This is a genomic window from Nocardioides sp. (assembly GCF_047607365.1).
GTDB lineage: Bacteria > Actinomycetota > Actinomycetes > Propionibacteriales > Nocardioidaceae > Nocardioides.
Genome location: NZ_JASGDD010000153.1, coordinates 30,223 through 48,381, shown reverse-complemented (window position 1 = coordinate 48,381; position 18,159 = coordinate 30,223). Strand labels below are relative to the sequence as shown.

At 68.3% G+C, this 18,159-nt stretch carries 16 protein-coding genes; 13 read left to right on the top strand and 3 right to left on the bottom strand.

Annotation, left to right across the window (positions count from 1 at the left end):
• Positions 1-219: 219 nt before the first annotated feature.
• Positions 220-1,383: an MGDG synthase family glycosyltransferase gene (locus QM572_RS12160; RefSeq protein ID WP_415093434.1), complete on the top strand. Its 1,164-nt coding sequence runs from the start codon at positions 220-222 to the stop codon at positions 1,381-1,383.
• A gap of 50 nt (positions 1,384-1,433) precedes the next feature.
• Positions 1,434-2,135: a polysaccharide deacetylase family protein gene (locus QM572_RS12155; RefSeq protein ID WP_415093432.1), complete on the top strand. Its 702-nt coding sequence runs from the start codon at positions 1,434-1,436 to the stop codon at positions 2,133-2,135.
• Here QM572_RS12155 and QM572_RS12150 read toward each other — a convergent pair.
• The 3 genes from QM572_RS12150 to mobF form a co-directional block, all read right to left on the bottom strand.
• Positions 2,065-2,811, bottom strand: a complete 747-nt coding sequence (locus QM572_RS12150; protein ID WP_415093430.1) for an ABC transporter permease — start codon at positions 2,809-2,811, stop codon at positions 2,065-2,067. The two genes, QM572_RS12155 and QM572_RS12150, sit on opposite strands and share 71 nt — an antisense overlap.
• A 7-nt stretch (positions 2,812-2,818) precedes the next feature.
• On the bottom strand, positions 2,819-3,199 hold the full coding sequence (locus QM572_RS12145; protein ID WP_415093428.1) for a hypothetical protein: 381 nt from the start codon (positions 3,197-3,199) through the stop codon (positions 2,819-2,821).
• Positions 3,200-3,279: 80 nt separating this feature from the next.
• A complete protein-coding gene (gene mobF, locus QM572_RS12140) occupies positions 3,280-6,822 on the bottom strand; it encodes a MobF family relaxase (protein ID WP_415093472.1) in 3,543 nt (1,180 codons plus the stop codon).
• A 561-nt stretch (positions 6,823-7,383) separates the two neighbouring features.
• Here mobF and QM572_RS12135 point away from each other — a divergent pair.
• The 11 genes from QM572_RS12135 (at position 7,384) to QM572_RS12085 (ending at position 18,038) form a co-directional block, all read left to right on the top strand.
• Positions 7,384-7,812: a hypothetical protein gene (locus QM572_RS12135; RefSeq protein ID WP_415093426.1), complete on the top strand. Its 429-nt coding sequence runs from the start codon at positions 7,384-7,386 to the stop codon at positions 7,810-7,812.
• Positions 7,797-8,756: a hypothetical protein gene (locus tag QM572_RS12130; RefSeq protein WP_415093424.1), complete on the top strand. Its 960-nt coding sequence runs from the start codon at positions 7,797-7,799 to the stop codon at positions 8,754-8,756. Before QM572_RS12135 ends, QM572_RS12130 begins: the two co-directional genes overlap by 16 nt.
• A gap of 24 nt (positions 8,757-8,780) precedes the next feature.
• Positions 8,781-9,452 carry an SAF domain-containing protein gene (locus tag QM572_RS12125; protein ID WP_415093422.1) on the top strand — a complete coding sequence of 224 codons (672 nt, stop codon included), beginning with the start codon at positions 8,781-8,783 and terminating at the stop codon, positions 9,450-9,452.
• Complete coding sequence (locus QM572_RS12120) at positions 9,452-10,219, top strand: hypothetical protein (RefSeq protein ID WP_415093420.1); 768 nt, start codon at positions 9,452-9,454, stop codon at positions 10,217-10,219. Before QM572_RS12125 ends, QM572_RS12120 begins: the two co-directional genes overlap by 1 nt.
• 62 nt (positions 10,220-10,281) lie before the next feature.
• Complete coding sequence (locus QM572_RS12115) at positions 10,282-11,703, top strand: CpaF family protein (RefSeq protein ID WP_415093418.1); 1,422 nt, start codon at positions 10,282-10,284, stop codon at positions 11,701-11,703.
• Positions 11,700-12,557: a type II secretion system F family protein gene (locus tag QM572_RS12110; RefSeq protein ID WP_415093416.1), complete on the top strand. Its 858-nt coding sequence runs from the start codon at positions 11,700-11,702 to the stop codon at positions 12,555-12,557. Before QM572_RS12115 ends, QM572_RS12110 begins: the two co-directional genes overlap by 4 nt.
• Positions 12,554-13,459, top strand: a complete 906-nt coding sequence (locus tag QM572_RS12105; RefSeq protein ID WP_415093414.1) for a type II secretion system F family protein — start codon at positions 12,554-12,556, stop codon at positions 13,457-13,459. Before QM572_RS12110 ends, QM572_RS12105 begins: the two co-directional genes overlap by 4 nt.
• A 205-nt stretch (positions 13,460-13,664) precedes the next feature.
• Positions 13,665-14,072: a TadE/TadG family type IV pilus assembly protein gene (locus QM572_RS12100; RefSeq protein WP_415093412.1), complete on the top strand. Its 408-nt coding sequence runs from the start codon at positions 13,665-13,667 to the stop codon at positions 14,070-14,072.
• Positions 14,069-14,506, top strand: a complete 438-nt coding sequence (locus tag QM572_RS12095) for a TadE/TadG family type IV pilus assembly protein (protein ID WP_415093410.1) — start codon at positions 14,069-14,071, stop codon at positions 14,504-14,506. The genes QM572_RS12100 and QM572_RS12095 overlap by 4 nt, the downstream gene beginning before the upstream one ends.
• Complete coding sequence (locus tag QM572_RS12090) at positions 14,503-14,928, top strand: TadE/TadG family type IV pilus assembly protein (protein WP_415093408.1); 426 nt, start codon at positions 14,503-14,505, stop codon at positions 14,926-14,928. Before QM572_RS12095 ends, QM572_RS12090 begins: the two co-directional genes overlap by 4 nt.
• Positions 14,925-18,038, top strand: coding sequence for a LysM peptidoglycan-binding domain-containing protein (locus QM572_RS12085; RefSeq protein WP_415093406.1), 3,114 nt, complete (start codon positions 14,925-14,927; stop codon positions 18,036-18,038). The genes QM572_RS12090 and QM572_RS12085 overlap by 4 nt, the downstream gene beginning before the upstream one ends.
• Positions 18,039-18,159: the final 121 nt, after the last annotated feature.

The following is an 18,159-nucleotide window of genomic DNA, read 5'->3' as shown; positions in this document are numbered from 1 at the left end:
CGAGAAATCCGGCGACGGCCCACGTGGGGGCCAGAAGGTCCCTCGTTCTGACAACGGCACCGACGGTGGTCACGGCCAGGCGCCTGATGCCACGACTCCGACACCACCGCCCGCCTCGACCTCGCCCGCCGCCCCGTCGCCCACGGCATCAGCTTCCTCGTCCGCAGCGGGCTGACGGCTGTCAGGCTCCTTACAGGAGCGTGCGCCGAGGATCCGACCATGATCATCGACGAGGCGCGGTCCTCGGCCCCTCCGTCCTCTCCTTCCTCGCACGAAGACGGCAAATCGTCTCTGTCCCGCGCCGTGGTCGTGTCCGGCAGCTATGGCGCAGGACACGATGCCGCCGCCCGCGAGATCCAGCATCGACTGACGACTGCCGGCTTCGGAGTCGACGTCCTCGACATCGCCGAGCTCTTTCCCCTCGGAATCGGCCACGCACTGCGGCGGGCGTACTTCACTCAGCTCAAGGTCGCGCCGTGGAGCTGGCGGGCACTGCTGTCGTCCCTCGATGCGGCGGAGGTACGTCGCGGCCGCCTCGACCGCAGTCACCACCCCCTTGTCGGTCGCCTGCCAGCGGCTCGCGTCGCCGCGGCGGTCCAGGCCGACGCGCGGCTCGTCGTCTCGACCCATCCGTTCGCCAGCCAGGCGCTCGGATACCTCCGCGAGCGGGGCGCGCTCGACGTACCCACGGTCACCTACCTGACCGACGCCTCTGTCCACTCCGTCTGGGTCCATAGGTCGGTCGACCGACATCTGGCTGTTCATGAGGAGGCCGCGCGGCAGGCGACCGCGCTTGGCGCCGCAGACGTCCGCGTCATCGCTCCCTTGACGCCGCAGGTCGCTCTCCCCGGAGGGCACGAGCGACTCACCCTGCGCTCTCGACTCGGCCTCGGACCGACTGAGCAGGTCGCCCTGATCGCGAGCGGATCTGAGGGCGCCGGAGACGTTCGCCGATCCGCTCTCGACGTCCGCGCCACCGGGCGGGCGAGGCCAGTCGTCCTGTGCGGCCGCAACGAACGGCTTCGCCGGGTCGTCGAGCGCGAGCCGGGCGTACTCGCCCTCGGATGGCTCGATGGGCTCACCGACACCATCCGCGGAGCCGACTGCCTGCTTCAGAACTCCGGCGGGTTCACAACCTTGGAGGCACTCGCACTCGGAACCCCCCTCATCTCCTACCGTCCGCTCCCCGGCCATGGCGAGGCCAGCGCGCAGGCGCTCGCCAAAGAAGGGCTCGCGCCGTGGCCGCAGACTGCGTCCGAACTCGGCGCAGCGATCGACCAGGCATCCCTGCGGTCAGCCTCGCCGCCGCGCAGGTGGGAACGGCGTGCGTCCCTGCTGGATTCCCTCCCCGCGCAGCCCGCCGCCCAGTTGGTCGGCGGATGAGGAGCCCTCGAATCCGCCAGTGGATTCCAGGAGCGCTGTACGGCGCTCCCATGCGCTGGGCAACGCCCTCGCTCGCGGGCCGGTCGGATCGGCGCCACATCGCGCTCACGATCGATGACGGCCCCGACCCGGGCTCCACCCCTGTCATCCTTGAAACCCTCGCCCGGAACAGCGTCCGAGCAACGTTCTTCGTCATCGGGGAGCACGTGGAGAGGAATCGCAGCCTCGTCTCCGAGATGCACCTCGCCGGACACGAGTTCGGCGTCCACGGCTGGAGTCATACGTGCACGCTCTCCATGGCTCCAGAGCGGCTCCGCCGAGACCTGACGAAGACCGCGGCGCTCCTCACGGATATCACCGGCGCCTGGCCACGGTGGTACCGACCGCCGTACGGCATAACGACCCTCGCCTCCAACGAGGCCGCCCGCATAAATGGCCTCACTCCGGTGCTGTGGACCGCCTGGGGACGGGACTGGTCCCGATTCGTCAGCGCCGAGGGCATCGTCAAGCGAGTGAACCGCGCCCTGCGGCCGGGCGGCACCGTCTTGCTTCACGACACCGACCGCTACGCGAGCCCCCGCTCCTGGATCAAGACCGACCGAGCGCTTCAAGTGCTGCTGCCTGAGTGGGAGCGGCTCGGCATTGCAGTCGGGCCGCTCAACGACCATTGGAGCGGGCAGCTCAAGCGTCCGTCTCTGGTTCGGGGAGATGGGTTGGCGCGCCGAGTGCATGTGCCAGCACGACCGCGGTGATCGCCTCGGCGCACAGTAGGCCAACAAGCACGACCACCTGGAACTGCGCCGCCTCAGCGACGCCCGCCCCACCTATCAGCGCGCCAGCAAAAGCGCCCGGAAGCGTCACAAGCCCGACCGTACGGGTCTGATCGAGTGCCGGGATCAGCGCCTCGAACACCGCTTGCCGCGCAATCGGTCGGACCGCAACACGAGGCGTTGCCCCGAGCGCGAGCCACCCCTCCACCTCGTCACGCCGCGTTCTCAATCCGGTCAGGAGTCGGCGGCCCGTCAACGTCGCTGCCGTCATGGTCCCCCCAATGACGATGCCGGAGACGGCGACCAGGGTTCGCGTGTCACGGCTCAACGTCGGCAGCCCCACGATCACGCCGACGGACACCACGGAGCCAGCTAGGACGGCCACCGCGACCACCCGAAGGAGGCCAGCGCCGCCGCCAAGACGCCGGGCCGCTGTCCACACAGCGACCCCAAGCATCACCGCAATGACCGCGATGACCGCAACTGGCGCAGCGAAGACACCCCGAAGCGCGAGCGCTACGACCGTGAGTTGAACGCACGCGCGCACCGAGGCACCCAACACAGCACGACGGTGGGCAACTCCCGCGAAAGTCAGTGCGGCGAGTGTGAGCGACAGGAGGAGGACTAGGCCCCCAACCTCGTTCCAACTCAGGTCCACAACCCCATCAAACCGAAGAGTCGCTCATTGGCGAAGGCCGCTCGCAAGCAGGTAGTGCCAACAGCTTCTGCGAGGCGGGGATCGAAGCACGACGAAGGGCCAGGCGAAGTTGGCAAAGCGGTCCGAGAACCCCCATCCAGGCGAACTTCATTGCGTTCCAGTAGAAGAGCAGGACGAGGATGTTCATGAAGCCAAAGTGAGGCTGACGGGCCAGCGCAATCGCCAGCGCGGTCAGTCCGAGGTACGTCGGCGTCGCCACAAGTGCGGCGGGAAACGCCCACTTGAGCCCGCGCGGCGAACGGAGCCAGTCGACGGCTCGGTTCGTGGGCATGTAGAAGCGCAAGTAGGCGCGGATCGCGGCGCTGAGGCGCCAGAGTGCGGTAATCACGAGGGTCTCCTTCGGTGGGGTCAACTCCTCCGTAGGCGCGGCATCCGACACGAGTGGCTCACGATCGACCGTCTTGTGGACTACCGGGTCCAGGACTGCCTCTGTGAATCGCTACGGGTGCGCCCATCCTTTCGATCCGTCGCCTGGCTACGCACGTTGTGGGTCGTGTCAGCGTCGGAGATGGCTTGGGCACGACGGATCGCCCGTTGGGCGCGAACGGCGTCGAACTTCTGCGACTCCGTCCTCGGCTCACCGAGAGCTCTCCGGCCATCGACGTTGTAGCGGTCGCGGTAGGCGGCAACCGTCCTGGCTTCGTAGAGCCAACGGCGACGAGCCGCGTCAGCCGACGGTACAACGCCGAGCCGCTTCAGCCAGGGAGCCTCCTCCTCGACTGCCTTCGCCGCGAGAGACAGCGCTCGCGCTTCCATGAGGTCAGCGCGTTCGGCTAGCGCGTTGGACATCGTCTCGCTCATGCGGCCGGCAGCGACGGGAATGAGCCCGGCGACAAGGCGGGGGGACGGGCGTCGGCCGCCCCGCCTGGGACGCGCGACCCTCTCCAAGCGACTGATGAGCACCGCACCAATGTCCTCGGCGTCGCCGAGCGCGCGACGAGAGACGAGGGCAGGCAAGAGTCGATCGATGTCGTGCCGGTCGGCCTCGGCCCGACGCAGCTCGGCGGTGAGTGGGCCGAATGACTCCGAGGCGAGCACCTTGGCGATCTGGACTTCGGTGAGGCCACTCCCCCGGATCATGGCAACCCATCGGTCGCGCTGGGCGACTGCTCCGATGGTTTCGTATTCGGCGGCGATCTGCGCGATGGAAGACCACCGATCCTGTTCGGCCGTGATCATCTGGTGCGCGGAGAGCTCGCCGCCGATGTGCTGGAGCACTCCGTAGAGAACGGTGTACGCATTCACATCGTCGGGCTCGGGAGGGGTGTGGCCTTCGTCGGGCTTGTCGAGCGCGACGTACGCGATGTTGGAGTCCCGTCCGCGGGTCATAGAGACATAGAGGTTCTCCCGAGTCGTCGACCCGGTCACCACCACATGCGAGGTGTCGACCGTCATGCCCTGGGCGCGGTGGGCTGTGACGGCGTACCCGAGGTCGACGTGCTCGGCCACGTACGCCGCGGGCAACACCACCGACCCGCCGACGGCGGGTCCGAGTCGTTGGACCTGCATCGACCCGTCCCTGTGAACGCGGGTGACGGTCCAGCGGTCGCCGTTGCGCACCCAGCCGCCCCGCATGGTGTGGAGGCGACGGTCGTTGTGGCGCGTGATGATGATGTCACCCTCGGAGGCCTGGGTGCCGTCCTCGAGGTTGACCTCGATGTCTCCGACGGGGTTGGCGACGATGCGGTCGGCGCGGGCGCGCCGGTTGAGACGGATCACCATGTCGGTGGCCTCGGCGACCAGGAGCGAGGTCCGCCCGTCCTTGACGTCGGCCGCCCACGCCAGATAGGCGGCGTCCATCATCTCGTCGGTCGTGCCCTGCTGGACGCGGTCCATCTCGACGTAGGTGCCAATCACCTCCGCCCGTCCGAACCGCAGGTCAAGGGAGGCTGTCTTCTCCCATTCGTGGGTGAAGCGGTGGACCTCGGTCAGTTCGGGAGTGTCAGGACGGGCGGAGGCCAACAGGGAGAACGCCCCTCCTGCGTCGACCGATTGAAGCTGCGCCCAGTCACCGACCAGCAGGACCTTCGCACCAGCCTCGGCAGCGAGCGCGGTGAGCCGGTCGAGCGTGAGCGTGCCGGCGAGGGTCGCCTCGTCGATGATGACGAGCTGGCCGCTGCGGAACTCCGCCCGTCCCCTGTCGTGCTCGTGCAGCCACTTCGCGGTGTTCTCGCAGGCGATGCCCAAGTCCTCGGCGAGCACCTGTGCGGCGACCGCACTCGGCGCGAGGCCGACGATGCTTTCCTTGCCGTGGGCCTTCACCCACGCGGTCTTCAACGCGTGCATCGCGGTGGTCTTGCCTGCGCCCGCCGGCCCAACGAGTAGGTCGAGCCGCCGCCCGGACACGGCGATGCGTGCCAGCGTCTCGGATTGCTCGGCAGACAGCAGGTGTTCCTTGCGCGTCACCCGCTCGATCACGTCCAGGCCGATCGCCGGGGCGGTCATGTCCTCGGCCCGGGCCAGGAGGCGGTCCTCGGCGGCGAGCAGGGTCTCGGATGTGAACACGACTCCGTGGCGCGGCCGGAAGCGCGAGGTGCCGTCGGTTCGCTGGAAGACCTCCGGGACGGTGACGAGGTCGGGCGGCGTGATCGCGAGCGACTCCTGCTTCGCAGCTTCGACGATCATGCCGACCACGGCTTCGCGGTGCTCGACACTGGCGAACCGCCAGCCCATCGTCTGGCGGGATGCCTCGGCCCAGAGGTTCCAGTGCTTCCAGGTGGAGCGCTTCTCCTCGACGGCTCCGACGACTGAGATGCCGACTTCGGTGATTGCGTCGAGGGGCACGTCGTCGGCGCGAAGGGTGGGACGGGCGCGAGGAGGGGCGGTGACCTCTTTGGCCCAGTCGACCGCGCCCCTCCCCAGGATCTTCTGCGCCCGTCCTCGCCACTGGGTCGTCAGGTCGAACAGGGAGTGGATCTCCTTCTCGGGGCGCGTCGCGAGCGTCGCCTTGGCGCGCAACTGGATGATCTTGGCCGAGGAGGGGCGCCGTCCGGTCAGCTCGGTGTACTCCGCGATGAGGCGGTCCTTCTCCTGGTCGATGTGGCTGGAGCGGCTGGAGAACTCGCGGATGAGCGTCTCGGGGACGGGCGCGAGTTCCCACGCGGCGTTGCGTTCGGCACCACGTTCTCGTTGCTCCCATTCGATGCCGAACAGTCGAGTCAGGCGGTCGGCGAGCACCGCGTTGTAGTGCTCGGAGATGGGGACGTTGGCCTCGTACATCGCGGTGCCGTCCAGGCTGCGCCATCGCCCGTCCTCGGTCGTCTTAACCTTGTTGGAGACGACGACGTGGGTGTGGAGTTGCGGGTCACCAAGTCGAGAGTCCCAGTGGTCGTACGCAGTGGCGGCGACCCCTATGACGTCGGCCTGCATCACCGCGCCGTTGCCGGCAGCAACGCCCCTCCTCGTGGCGGCGACCTCCCGCTCCATGAAGTCGAGCACCTCGGCGACCGCCTCGTGGTGGGCACCGACGATCAGCGCTTGCGTGCCCGCGTCGGCCACACCCCACAGCGCTGAGACCGACTTGGGGACGCTGAACGTGAAGTCGTAGCCGGCGACCCCGCTGGACGGCTTGACCGACTCCTCGGCTCTGATCTGCCTCGTCGCCTCCGACCGCTGCTCGGCTGTGAGGCTCGGACTCAGCTCGGCGACTCGGGCTGCGAGTCGTTCCTCGACGGGCGGGTAGACCGGAAAGGCTCGCCCGAGCTTCTCCCCGGTGACAGGGTCGAGGCCCGCGCCGATCAGGAGCTGGAGCTGCTGCGGCGTTACCTGGTCGCCGCGCCTGATCTCGCCGTCGCCGAAGGCGTGAAGAGCTGAGCCCATCCAGCGGCCTGGCGGGGTTCCTTCCTCGGTGTAGTAGCGGGTGACCGGGTTGGGGTCGGCCATGTTGGCGTCGCCACGGACGACGCTCTTGAGCAGGTAGTCGTAGCCCCGGCCGGCCTGGATCTTTCGCATCGAGACGGTCATCGCCGCACACCTCCTTGGCGTGAAGGTGTCGACGTGGGTCCACAGCCCCGGTACTGGCCGAGTTGTCCACAGTGCCTGGACGACAAAGCCCACCTCGTTCTGCATGACGTGTATGCCGGAATCGAGGTTGGGAGTGCCGCGGGCGGGCGGGCAGGCGCTCGCCGAAGCACCAGCTCGGTCGAAAGCCGACTGCCGACTGCCGACTAAGACCGCTGGAGAGCTAGGGGCGATGGGCCTAGTCCACCGACGCGACTCCGACGTACGCTGTAGTAGCGACGACCTCGTCGGGCCCCCCGGCTGGCGCCGCACGCGCTCCCCGCGACAGCACGTTGCGGGGGAAAGTGGATCTCGGCCATGACGTACGCACAGCGAATCTCGGCGCTAGCGTCCGCTGCAGTGGTGGCGGTCGTGGTATCCGCCTGCGCTAACGGAGGCGATCCCGCCACCGATCGAAGCCCCGCTACAGGTTCTTCGGCCCCGACGGCAGCGACCAGCAGCTCCGCGCCGCGTTCGGAGAGCGAGCTCGCTTCGACGGCAGCGTCCGAACTCGTGGCGCGGTATTACGCCGCCGTCGACAGGGTCGCTCAAGACCCCGGCGCCCCGCTCGGCGATCTATCCGATGTGGCGATTGGCGCCCAGCTAAGTGCCGAGACCACGCTGCTGAAGCGTCAGCGCTCGTCGCACCAGACCCAACGAGGGAACACCAAGGCGACCCGGATCGACGTTCAGTCCGTCAATCTCGACAACACTGATCCGTCCGCGGGCAAGGTCCCAACCGTCCAAGTCGACGTCTGCTGGGATGTGAGCGACGTCGACGTAATCGACTCCGCGGGCAAGTCGATCGTCAGCGAGAACCGACCCAACACCGGCTGGACCCGTCTGACGGTCGCGAACTACAACTACGCCGACGATCCGGAAGGTGCCTGGCGTGTGGCGACGGGTCAGGATCTTAAGAAGGCGCCATGCGCGGCCTCGTGATCCGGCTTCTCATCTCCTCGGTAGCTGCCGGCGCCTTCGTTGCATCGGGTCACGCCACGACGTACGCCGACACCGTCTGCCAACAGACCGACCCAGCCACGGGGCAGTGCCTGATCTCAGTCGAAACGCCCTCCTCCCCGACGGGACCGGGTGCAGGTAGCAGCGACGGCCCGACTGACACCGGGAGCGGAGCTGCCTGCTTCTGGGACGGGACCAAGCAGGGAATCAGCAAGCCGACGCCAGGTCCTGTTCCGTGTAGCAGCGACGCGGGCTATTGGTCGAACGAACACCAGTGCTACATCGCCCCGGTCGATCCTCAGCCGCCCGCCGGCGACCCGAGCTGGACGGGCCATCAGCCCGGCGACGGGGCGGTCTACAACTGCTATCAACCTCAGACCGGCTCGCTGGTCATGCTCTGGGCGCAGGACCCACCGGCGAACTCAGGCGCCGGCCCGACTCCCCGCGATGTCGCGCAAGTCGCGATCAAGCAAATGGCGCTGCGGGCCGTCGACATCGGCATCACACCCGAGCCCGGTCAGAACAGCATCGGCGTCGTCGGCATGCCGGTGTGGATGTGGGCCGCGAACCCCGACAGCCACACGGTCGGTCCAATCACCGAGTCGGCCAGCGCTGGCGGTATCACCATCACAGCCACAGCCGAGCTCCAGAAGATCACCTGGGATATGGGTGACGGCAGCAAGGTGCGATGCACCTCCGCCGGGACGCCGTATAGGGCGTCCTACGGCGGCGCGGAGTCGCCGGACTGCGGGCACACCTATGAGAAGTCGAGCTCGAAGAAGCAGGACCGGAAGTACACGGTGACCGCCACCTCGGACTGGGTCATCACATGGGAAGGGGCTGGCCAGACGGGAACCATCCGTTTGAACGGCCTCACACGATCGACCGCGATTGCGGTCGGGGAGGCGCAGGTGCTCGTGCAGTAGCGGGCAGCGGAGAGGCAGTGAACGATGAGCAGTGCAGCCACCCAGTTCGACGGCGCTCTGACCCAGGAAGGTCCGGCCGCGACTGCTCTCGCGCCGCCACCGAAACTGCGGCGACGGCCCGCCCTTATGGCTTCCGCTATCGGTGCCATCTGCATCGGTGCGCTGCTGGCCGGATGGGCCTGGACTGCCACGACGACCACCCATGAGGTTCTCGTCGCACGGCACTCCATCGAGCGCGGTGCCGTGATCCAAGCCGACGACCTCGCCCGGGTACGGCTGAGTGCCGACGCGGCACTGAAGCCTGTCTCGGCCTCACAACTTGAGGAAGTCGTCGGGCAACGGGCAGCGACCGACATCGCCGAGGGCGTGATGCTGACACCCACCTCTGTCACCTCCGAGGTCGTTCCAGCTGCTGACCAGTCGGTGGTCGGCGTGGCCCTCACTCCGGCGCAGGTACCGGGACTGGCCCTTCACTATGGCGACCGCGTGCGCATCGTGGCCACACCTGCGCAGGGCGAGGAACTTCCGGCGGGTACGCCGCTGACGACCGACGCCACCGCGGTCGGGGTCCACGTCTCCGAGGAGACCGGGCAGACCGTGGTCGATCTGCTCGTTCCCAAGGCCGATGCCGCCGTGCTGGCCACGAGGATCGCCACGGGCAACATCGCTCTCGTCCTGGACTCGCGGGAGCGCTGATGGCTGTCATCGCTCTTGCCTCCGCTTCCGGTTCGCCCGGGGTCACGGCGACTGCTCTCGGGCTGGCGCTGCTGTGGCCCCGCCCGGTCCTGCTCGTCGAGGCAGATCCCACGGGCGGCTCCGGCGTGCTCGCCGGCTATTTCCGTGGCACCCGGGAGTACGACGCCGGGATCATCGAGCTGGCACTCACAGCGAGCAACCTCAGCAACGCGCTCGCCGACATCGCCCGTCCCATCGAGGGCACCACGGTCTCCTTCGTCGCCGGCACCCGCTCCCATTCCCAAGCCAGCGCACTGCGGGATCTCTGGGCCCCACTTGCCGACGTGCTGAGCGAGCTGGAGTCGACCGGGCAGGACGTCATCGTCGATGCCGGTCGCCTCGGTCTCCACGGATCGCCGGAGCCCCTGCTCGACGCCGCCGACCTGGCACTGCTCGTCAGCCGCACCACGCTGCCCAACCTGTCGGCGCTGCGGTCGCGGGCCGAGACTTTCCAACGTCCCGCTCTGGACTGGCACCAGTCGGCAGTCCTGCTCATCGGCGAAGGCCAGCCGTACGACGCCCGGGACGTCTCCGCGGCAGTCAACCTGCCTGTGCTGGCCTCCCTGCCGAACGACCCCGATTCGGCGGCGGTGTTCTCGCGCGGGGCCCAGCCGCCCAAGAGGTTCGACACAGGGCCTCTCGTCCGGGCACTGAACGCGGCCATCGCGTCGGTCCACTCGACGATCACCCACCGGCGCAACGAACTGCTCGAAGGAGCCCGGCCATGACGACGGAACGTTCTGAGGACTACTCGACCCCGCTGTCCGGACTGCCGCTGTTCAGCCAGCCAGTGGCGCCGGTCGCCGAGCAAGGCGATCTCGCACGACCGCTGACCTCGGTCGCACACCTGTCGGCTGTGAGCACCGTCGCGCCTATCGGCCGGAACGTGGACTGGTCGATGGCCTCTGCCTTGCGCGCGCAAGCCTCCGAGCAGCTCAGCCAGTCGGTTGCCGCCGACCGAGGGCGGCTCGACAAGGTCGCGCAGGAGGAGCTGGGGCGGACGATCGTGCTCGACCTCATCGAGGCCACCGTCGCCGACCGCGTCAACGCGGGGATGCCGACACTCCCGGTCACGGAGCAGGATGCTCTCGCTCGGGCGGTCTTCGATTCACTCTTCCGGCTCGGGCGGCTTCAACCGCTCGTTGACGACGACCGCGTGGAGAACATCATCATCACCGGACACGATCACGTCGTCCTGGAACTCACCGACGGCTCGCAGGTCGACGGCCCTCCGGTCGCCGATTCCGACGAGGAGCTGATCGACTTCCTGGTCTTCCTCGCCTCCCGCTCCGAGGTCAATGCTCGCGGGTTCTCCGAGGCCCAACCACGCCTCCATCTGCGCCTGGACGGCGGATCGCGTCTCGCTGCCGCCGCATGGGTAACGCCGCGCCCCTCCGTCGTGATCCGGCGGCACCGTCTGATGAAGGTCACGCTCGACGACCTCGTGGCCAGGGAGATGCTCACGCCCGTTGCCGCGTCGTTCCTGCGGGCGGCGGTGCGGGCGCGCAAGTCCATCGTCGTCTCCGGCGCCCAAGGTGCGGGCAAGACCACGCTGGTTCGGGCGCTCTGCGCCGAGATCGACCCGCTGGAGGCAATCGGCACCTTCGAGACCGAGTACGAGCTGCACCTGCACGAACTTGAGCGGCACAAGATCGTGCATCCCTGGGAGGCCCGCCCGGGGTCCGGCGAACGTGGGGCGGACGGCCGGATCGCGGGCGAGTTCACCCTCGACGACGCCCTGGTCGACTCCTTTCGCTTCAACCTCGCACGCCAGATCGTCGGCGAGGTACGAGGCAAAGAGGTCTGGGCGATGATCAAGGCGATGGAGTCAGGCACCGGCTCCATCTCCACTACCCACGCCTCCGACGCGGTCGCCGCGATCCGCAAGCTGGTCACCTGCGCCATGGAAGCGGGACCGCACGTCACCCACGCGCTGGCGACCAGCAAGCTCGCGTCGACGATTGACGTGATCGTCCACCTCGACATGCGCACCATCAACGAACCGGGTCGTTCGACCCGGCGACGCCGGGTGGCAGAGATCATCGCTCTCGACCCCGGCGAGCGTGAGACCGGCTACGCCACCACTCACGTATTCTCGCCCGACCTCGACGGCATGGCAGTTCCGGCGATCCTGCCTGATCCTTACCGGGCTCTCGCGCCGTACGGCTTCGACCTCACCTCCTACCTCGCGCAACAGGAGGTGAGGTCGTGATCGTCCTCGTCCCTGCCCTCGCCGGCGCGCTGGTCGTCGGTGGCCTGATCGCACTCGTCGCGGGTCTGCGCCCTGCTCCGGTGATTGAGCGACCCGCACGGCCGCACAAGGTCCGCGCGCTGACCAAGCAAACGCGGTTGCTTCTGCTCGGCGGGATCTCCGCAGGGGTCGTGGCGTTCCTCGTGACCGGCTGGGTGCTCGCCCTGGTCATTGTCCCAGTGGCCTTCGTTGGCCTGCCCGTCCTGCTGTCCACCTCCTCGGCCGCCCAGCGGATCGCGCGCCTCGAAGCGATGGAGGAATGGACCCGCTCCCTGTCTGGAGTCCTCACCGTCGGTGTCGGCCTGGAGCAGGCGCTGGTGGCGACACTGCGCTCGACTCCCGCCGCAATCGCTCCCGAGGTGACCCGCCTCGTCGCCCGGCTGCGTGCACGGTGGCTTACCGAGGAAGCGCTACGCGCGTTCGCCGACGAGCTCGACGATGCGACCGGAGATCTCGTGGCGGCCAACCTGATCCTCGGAGCCCGCAGAAGGGGCGCCGGGCTGGCAAGCGTGCTCGAAGGCCTCGCCGAGTCGGTCGCGGCCGACGTACGCGCCCGCCGTCAGGTCGAGGCAGACCGCGCCAAACCACGGGCGACTGCCCGCTGGGTGACGCTGATCAGCGTCGGCGTGCTGGTGATCCTCGCGGTATCGGGCACCTACGTCGAGCCGTATCAGAGCCCGCTCGGCCAGGTCATCCTGGTCGCGCTGCTGGCGATGTACGTGGCGACGCTGGTCTGGATGAAGCGCATGGCGATAGGACGGGCGATGCCCCGGATCCTCTCGCCCGACCCCGCGACGAGGGAGCGTGCGGCATGACCACCGGGCTTCAAATCGCTCTCCTGGGAGGGGCGCTCCTCGGTCTCGGCCTCGTGCTGCTCGTCGCCCGGCTGACGCCCGCCGAGCCTGACCTCACCGAAGCACTGTCACGACTGACACCTGCCAGAGGACGGGCGAACGCGGTCGGCCCGGTCACGACCGCGAAGGGCAAGGAGCGAATCGGGGTGTGGGCGATCAAGGCCCTGCCGCCAGCCATCTGGATCAGGACCCCGACGCGGGAGCTGGCGCTCCTCCGCATCCCGCTGGCTCGGTTCTACGGCGACAAGATCGTCATGGCCCTCCTGGGACTTGTGATCCCACCCCTCCTGGCGATCTTCTTCGACCAGATCGGCATCGGATTTCCCATTGCGATCCCGGCCATCGCCTCCCTCGGTCTCGCCGTGGTCATGTTCTTCCTGCCGAACTACAACGCGGTCGACGACGCCCGCAAAGCTCGGCTCGAGTTCGCCCGTGCGCTCGGCGCCTACATCGAACTCGTCGCGCTAGAACGCCACAACGGCTCCGGCGTACGGCAGGCGATGGAAGCAGCCGCCCAGGTCGGCGACTCGTGGGTCTTCACCCGGCTGTCGGAGGAGCTGACCCGTTCACGCTGGTCGGGGCAGCCTCCGTGGGATGCCCTGCATGCCCTGGCCGACGAACTGGGGCTGCCCGAGCTCGACGACTTCGCCGACATCATGCGGCTCTCCGGAGAAGAAGGCGCCTCGGTCTACACCAACCTGCGCGCCCGCTCGGCCGCCATGCGCACCGCGATGCTCAACGACGAGATCGCCGAAGCCAACGCCGTCGGCGAGCGGATGACGATCCCCGGCTCCCTGCTCGGCGTCATCTTCATGGCGCTGCTCGTTGCGCCGTCCCTGCTGCGGATGTTCGGCAACACCTGAGGCCTCGACCCCTTCGAAAGGGAACCCATCCAGGAAGGAAACGCCACCATGAATCGATTGCTCGCACTCCTACTCACGCTCCGTCTCGGAGTCGGCCTGCGTCGGCGTGCCCGCGGCGAGCGAGGCTCCGTGACCACCGAGCACGTGCTCTGGGCGGTGGCGGTCATCGCCATCGTCGGCATCGTGGTCGCGGCGATCAAGGCTTATGTTGAAAGCCAAGCCGGTCAGATCAAGTAGGCGGAAGGACGAACGCGGCTCGGTCTCCATCGAGCTGGTCATCCTGCTGCCCGCACTCTTCGCGGTGATGTTCCTCGGGATGCAGGCCGCGCTGTACTACCACGCCCGAACCGTGGCAATCGCCGCCGCACAGGAGGGCGCCAAGGCGGCCGGCGGCGAGAGCGCCAAGGCGGCCGATGGTGTCTCGGCGGCCTCGTCGTTCGTCGACGAAGCTGGTGGCGACGATGTGCTGCCGGGTGCGACCGCAACGGAAAACCGCACCGCGACCACGGTCACCGTGACGGTGCGCGGTCACAGCCTGAGCGTGGTTCCGGGCTGGAGTCCCTCGATCGTCCAGTCGGCCTCGCTGCCCGCGGAGAGGGTGACGGCTCCGTGAGGTTCTGGCGACGTGAGACGGACGAGCGTGGTTCGGCTGCGGTCGAGGCCGCTGTCGGCGTACCCGCCTTCGTGCTGTTCATCGGGCTTATCATCTTCGGAGGCCGTACGGCCACCACCCACTCGGCCGTCGAGTCCGCCGCTGCCGACGCCGCTCGCACCGCCTCGATCGCCCGTAACGCCACCGACGGCAAGGCCGAGGCCAAGTCGGCCGCGCAGTCGAGCCTCGCCAACCAAGACATCCACTGCCTGACGGTGACGGTGACCATCGACGTCTCCGACTTCGCCAAGACCGTCGGGCAGGCCGGCTCGGTCTCGGCCACGGTCGAGTGCCTCCTCGACCTGGGCGACCTCTCCGTGCCGGGCATCCCAGGCAGTCGCCTCATCAAGGCCACCAGCACCTCGCCGCTGGACACGTTCAGGGAACGCCAATGACGCGACGTGCCTACGACGAACGCGGCTCCATCACCCTCTGGCTGGCGGTGTCGAGCTTCGTGATGATGATTCTGGTCGGGTTGGCTGTCGACCTCGGTGGGCAGGTCCACGCCAAACAGCGCGCCCACGACATCGCCGCCGAAGCCGCCAGGACGGGCGGCGAGCAAGTGCAGGCGGCTCCCGCGATCAAAGGGCAGTACGTCGCCGTCGACGCGGTCACCGCCCGCCGTGCAGCCGAGGACTACCTCGCCGCCTCCGGCGTCACCGGCACCGTGATCATCACCGGCGGCAACGCCATCACGGTCGACGTGACGGACACGTACACCCCGAAGTTCCTGAGCTTCATCGGCATCGGCGACCTCACCGTGACCAGCCATGCCTCAGCACGATTGATCCGCAGCCTCGGAGGGAGCGAACAATGACCCAGCCCACTCTCGCGCAGAGACTCCAAGGTCTCGCAGCCACGCTGCTCATTCTGCTGCTCGTCGCCGGCGTGCCCTTCCTCCTCCTCGCCATCAACGCCGCCCCGTGGAGGGCCGACCTCGGTGAGCTGCAGACGCTTCTGACCAGCCCGGACGACGGAACCCTCGCGATGGTCGTGATCGCGGCGGTGGCATGGATCGCTTGGGCGTTCGTCGCGGTCTCGGTCGTGCTCGAAGTCGCCTCGAAGGTGCGCGGCCTACCGACACCTACGCTGCCCGGTCTCGGTGCTCCCCAGCGGGCGGTCGGCCAGCTCGTCGCCGTTGCCGCGTTGCTCTTCGTCGCGGCTCCGACTCTGGTGGCTGCCTTCCCTGCACCGCCCGCCCACGCCGCGGCACCGCCCGTCCTCGAAGCCCCTAGCCTCGCTGCGATCGACGCCCCTCCGCCCGTCCTGTCGGAGGCTGCGCCCGTCCGCGTTGCCGAGGCGCCGACCAAACAGCACGCGACTATCGACTACACGGTGAAGCGCGGCGACAGTCTGTGGCGCATCGCCGAGTGCCTGCTCGGTGACGGCACCCGGTTCACGGAGATCTTCGACCTCAACAGGGATGTGCTGGACCGACCCGACTTCATCACCTCCGGGACCGTGCTGAAGGTGCCGCACGAGGTCACCGATGTCGGGGGTGATCGCCCAGCCGAGGGGTACGTCGTACGGCCCGGCGACACGTTGTCGGAGATCGCCGGAGCCGAGATGGGCGACCCGATGCGCTATCTGGAGCTTTTCGAGGCGTCTCGCGACACCGTTCAACCGGACGGCGCGATGCTGACCGACCCCGGCCTGATCCGGCCTGGCTGGGAGGTCACGATTCCAGGCCGGGCCAAGCACAAGGGCGAGGCGCTTCCCCTCGAGGTGGAGCCTCCCGAGAGGCTTCCGCCCGTCGACGTTGAGCCTCCGGTCGAGACACCTTCCGTAGCGCCGACCCCGGAGCCGACGACCACCTCAGAGCCGAAAGAGGGGCTCGAAGTCGGCGCCACGGCGGAGACCGACGACGAAGTGAGCGCGTCATCGCCCAGCTGGCTGGTGCCGGGACTCACCGGGGCGGGCGCAGTCCTCGCAGCGCTCGTCCTGCTCGCCGTACGTGCACATCGCAACACTCAACTCCGTTACCGCCGACCTGGGCAGACCATCGCTCCTCTTCCCGTGGTGCTGCGAGGGGCGGAGAAGACGGCGTTCGTGTCAGGCGCGCCGCTCACGAGGGCCATCGAGGACCTCGACCGGGCACTGATGCACCTAGCCGGCGATTGCTCCGACGCAGGACGGGCGCTGCCCCAGGTCATCGCCGCCACACTGGCCAAAGGCACGGTCACCCTGCACCTCGGCGAGGACACAGACCTGCCGGGACCGTGGGCCGGCGCAGGCTCTGAGTGGCACCTCGCCCTCGGTGAAGCTCTGCCCGAGCGAGGCGACGTGCTCCCGCCGTACCCCCTGCTCGTCACTATCGGGCAGGACGACGACGCCCTCCACCTGGTGAACCTGGAACACCTCGGCGTGGTGACGCTCGCGGGCGACCAGGAGCGCGCCAGCGCGCTCGCCCGGCACATCGCGGCCGAGCTGGCGCTCAACCCGTGGTCGACGCTCGTCGAGGTTGACGTCATTGGAATCGGCGAGGAGCTCGGTCTGCTTGACCCTCTGCGCCTGCGTCACCACCCTGTCGGCGAACAGGTCATCCCACGAGTAGTACATGACGTTACGACCTCGCTGGAGCACAGCCGGGCCGACCCCGACCCCTACCGCGCCGTCATTACCACCGACCACGGGGCAGGTGACCTCGCCCCGCTCCTTGCGGCACCCGCCTCTCGAATCGGTGCGGTCCTAGTCTCGCTGGCTGCGCCCGTCCCCGGATCGACTGTGTTCGAGGTCGACCACGTCGGGCGGCTGACTGCGCCCGTCCTCGGGCTCGACCTGCAAGCCGCCGGACTGACCGCCGAGGAGGCGAAGGCCTGCGCAGCCATTGTCGACTTGACTCGCGAGAGCGAGCCGGCGAAGGTCCCGACATTCGAGCAGGCTGCCGACGGCTGGCGGGCCTTCGCCGACCAAGCCGGCGCGCTCCGCGAGGAGCTGACCCACGTCCGCGAGGAAGGCCCCGTGGGCGACGGCTCGCTGCTGCCCGAGCCCGCTGGGCGGTACGTCGACGCGACGGCAACCACCGTCGAGGACGTCGAAAGGCTGGCACCTGTCGTGCCCGAACACATCCGCGAAGCGGTCGAGGAAGCTGACCCCACACTCGATGACGACGTCGCCGACTGGTTCGACGAGGCCCACTTGAGGCCCCGTCTTCAACTGCTGGGCCCCGCCCGCGTACACGCTCACGGCAACGTCGTGGCAATCGCCAAGCGACGTCCGTACTTCGTCGAACTGGTCGCCTATCTCGCGCTTCACCCCGAGGGTGTCTTCAGCCGCGACCTTGCCCAGGACTTCGGCATCAAGCAATCCCGTGCCCGTACCGACCTGAGTCTCATCAGGGACTGGCTCGGCGCGAACCCGCGTACAGGCGACCTCATCCTTCCGAAGAGAGATCTGAACACGCCGCAGAGCCCAACCGACAACGGGTACTCCCTCCATGGTCTGCTCGTCGACGTCGATCTCTTCCGCCGGCTCCGAGCCCGAGGACAAGCCCGAGGCTCGGAGGGCATGGCGGACCTGGAAACTGCCCTCAACCTCGTGGCGGGGCAGCCGTTCAGCGCCCTCCGTGGGAACGGATGGGCGTGGCTCTTCGACGGCGACCGGATCCATGAGGTCGCAGCGCACATGATCGTCGACACCGCACACATCGTGGCGGTGGCCGCTCAAGAACGCGATGACTTGGACCGGGCCCGTTGGGCATCCGAGATCGCTGTGGGAGCCGCTCCCTATGACGAGGTCTCCCGCCTCGACCTCGTCAAAGTCGCCACCGTCCAGGGCCACGTCGAACTCGCCGAGCGCATGCTCGACCACGACGTGTTCAACCGCTCCGACGACTACCTCGGCCCGATCGACCTGCCGCCAAGGACGTCGAGCATCGTGCGGAAGGAAGGCTGGGGCAAGGGCGGGCGCCCCCGCCCCGCCCACTAGCAAACGCCGCAGGTCTAGTCAGCCGGAAGCTCCGCACCAGCGCCGCCGACATCCGCAAGCCGGATTGCCGCAGGATCTCCAACTTTCGGAGGGGCGCCCCCACAGAGGGGCCGTGACCTGC

Coding starts and splice junctions, on each gene's coding strand:
- QM572_RS12100 (WP_415093412.1), top strand. CDS start 13,665: ATGTTGAAAGCCAAGCCGGTCAGATCAAGTAGGCGGAAGGACGAACGC.
- QM572_RS12160 (WP_415093434.1), top strand. CDS start 220: ATGATCATCGACGAGGCGCGGTCCTCGGCCCCTCCGTCCTCTCCTTCC.
- QM572_RS12125 (WP_415093422.1), top strand. CDS start 8,781: ATGAGCAGTGCAGCCACCCAGTTCGACGGCGCTCTGACCCAGGAAGGT.
- QM572_RS12105 (WP_415093414.1), top strand. CDS start 12,554: ATGACCACCGGGCTTCAAATCGCTCTCCTGGGAGGGGCGCTCCTCGGT.
- mobF (WP_415093472.1), bottom strand. CDS start 6,822: ATGCGAAAGATCCAGGCCGGCCGGGGCTACGACTACCTGCTCAAGAGC.
- QM572_RS12130 (WP_415093424.1), top strand. CDS start 7,797: ATGCGCGGCCTCGTGATCCGGCTTCTCATCTCCTCGGTAGCTGCCGGC.
- QM572_RS12120 (WP_415093420.1), top strand. CDS start 9,452: ATGGCTGTCATCGCTCTTGCCTCCGCTTCCGGTTCGCCCGGGGTCACG.
- QM572_RS12090 (WP_415093408.1), top strand. CDS start 14,503: ATGACGCGACGTGCCTACGACGAACGCGGCTCCATCACCCTCTGGCTG.
- QM572_RS12155 (WP_415093432.1), top strand. CDS start 1,434: ATGCGCTGGGCAACGCCCTCGCTCGCGGGCCGGTCGGATCGGCGCCAC.
- QM572_RS12085 (WP_415093406.1), top strand. CDS start 14,925: ATGACCCAGCCCACTCTCGCGCAGAGACTCCAAGGTCTCGCAGCCACG.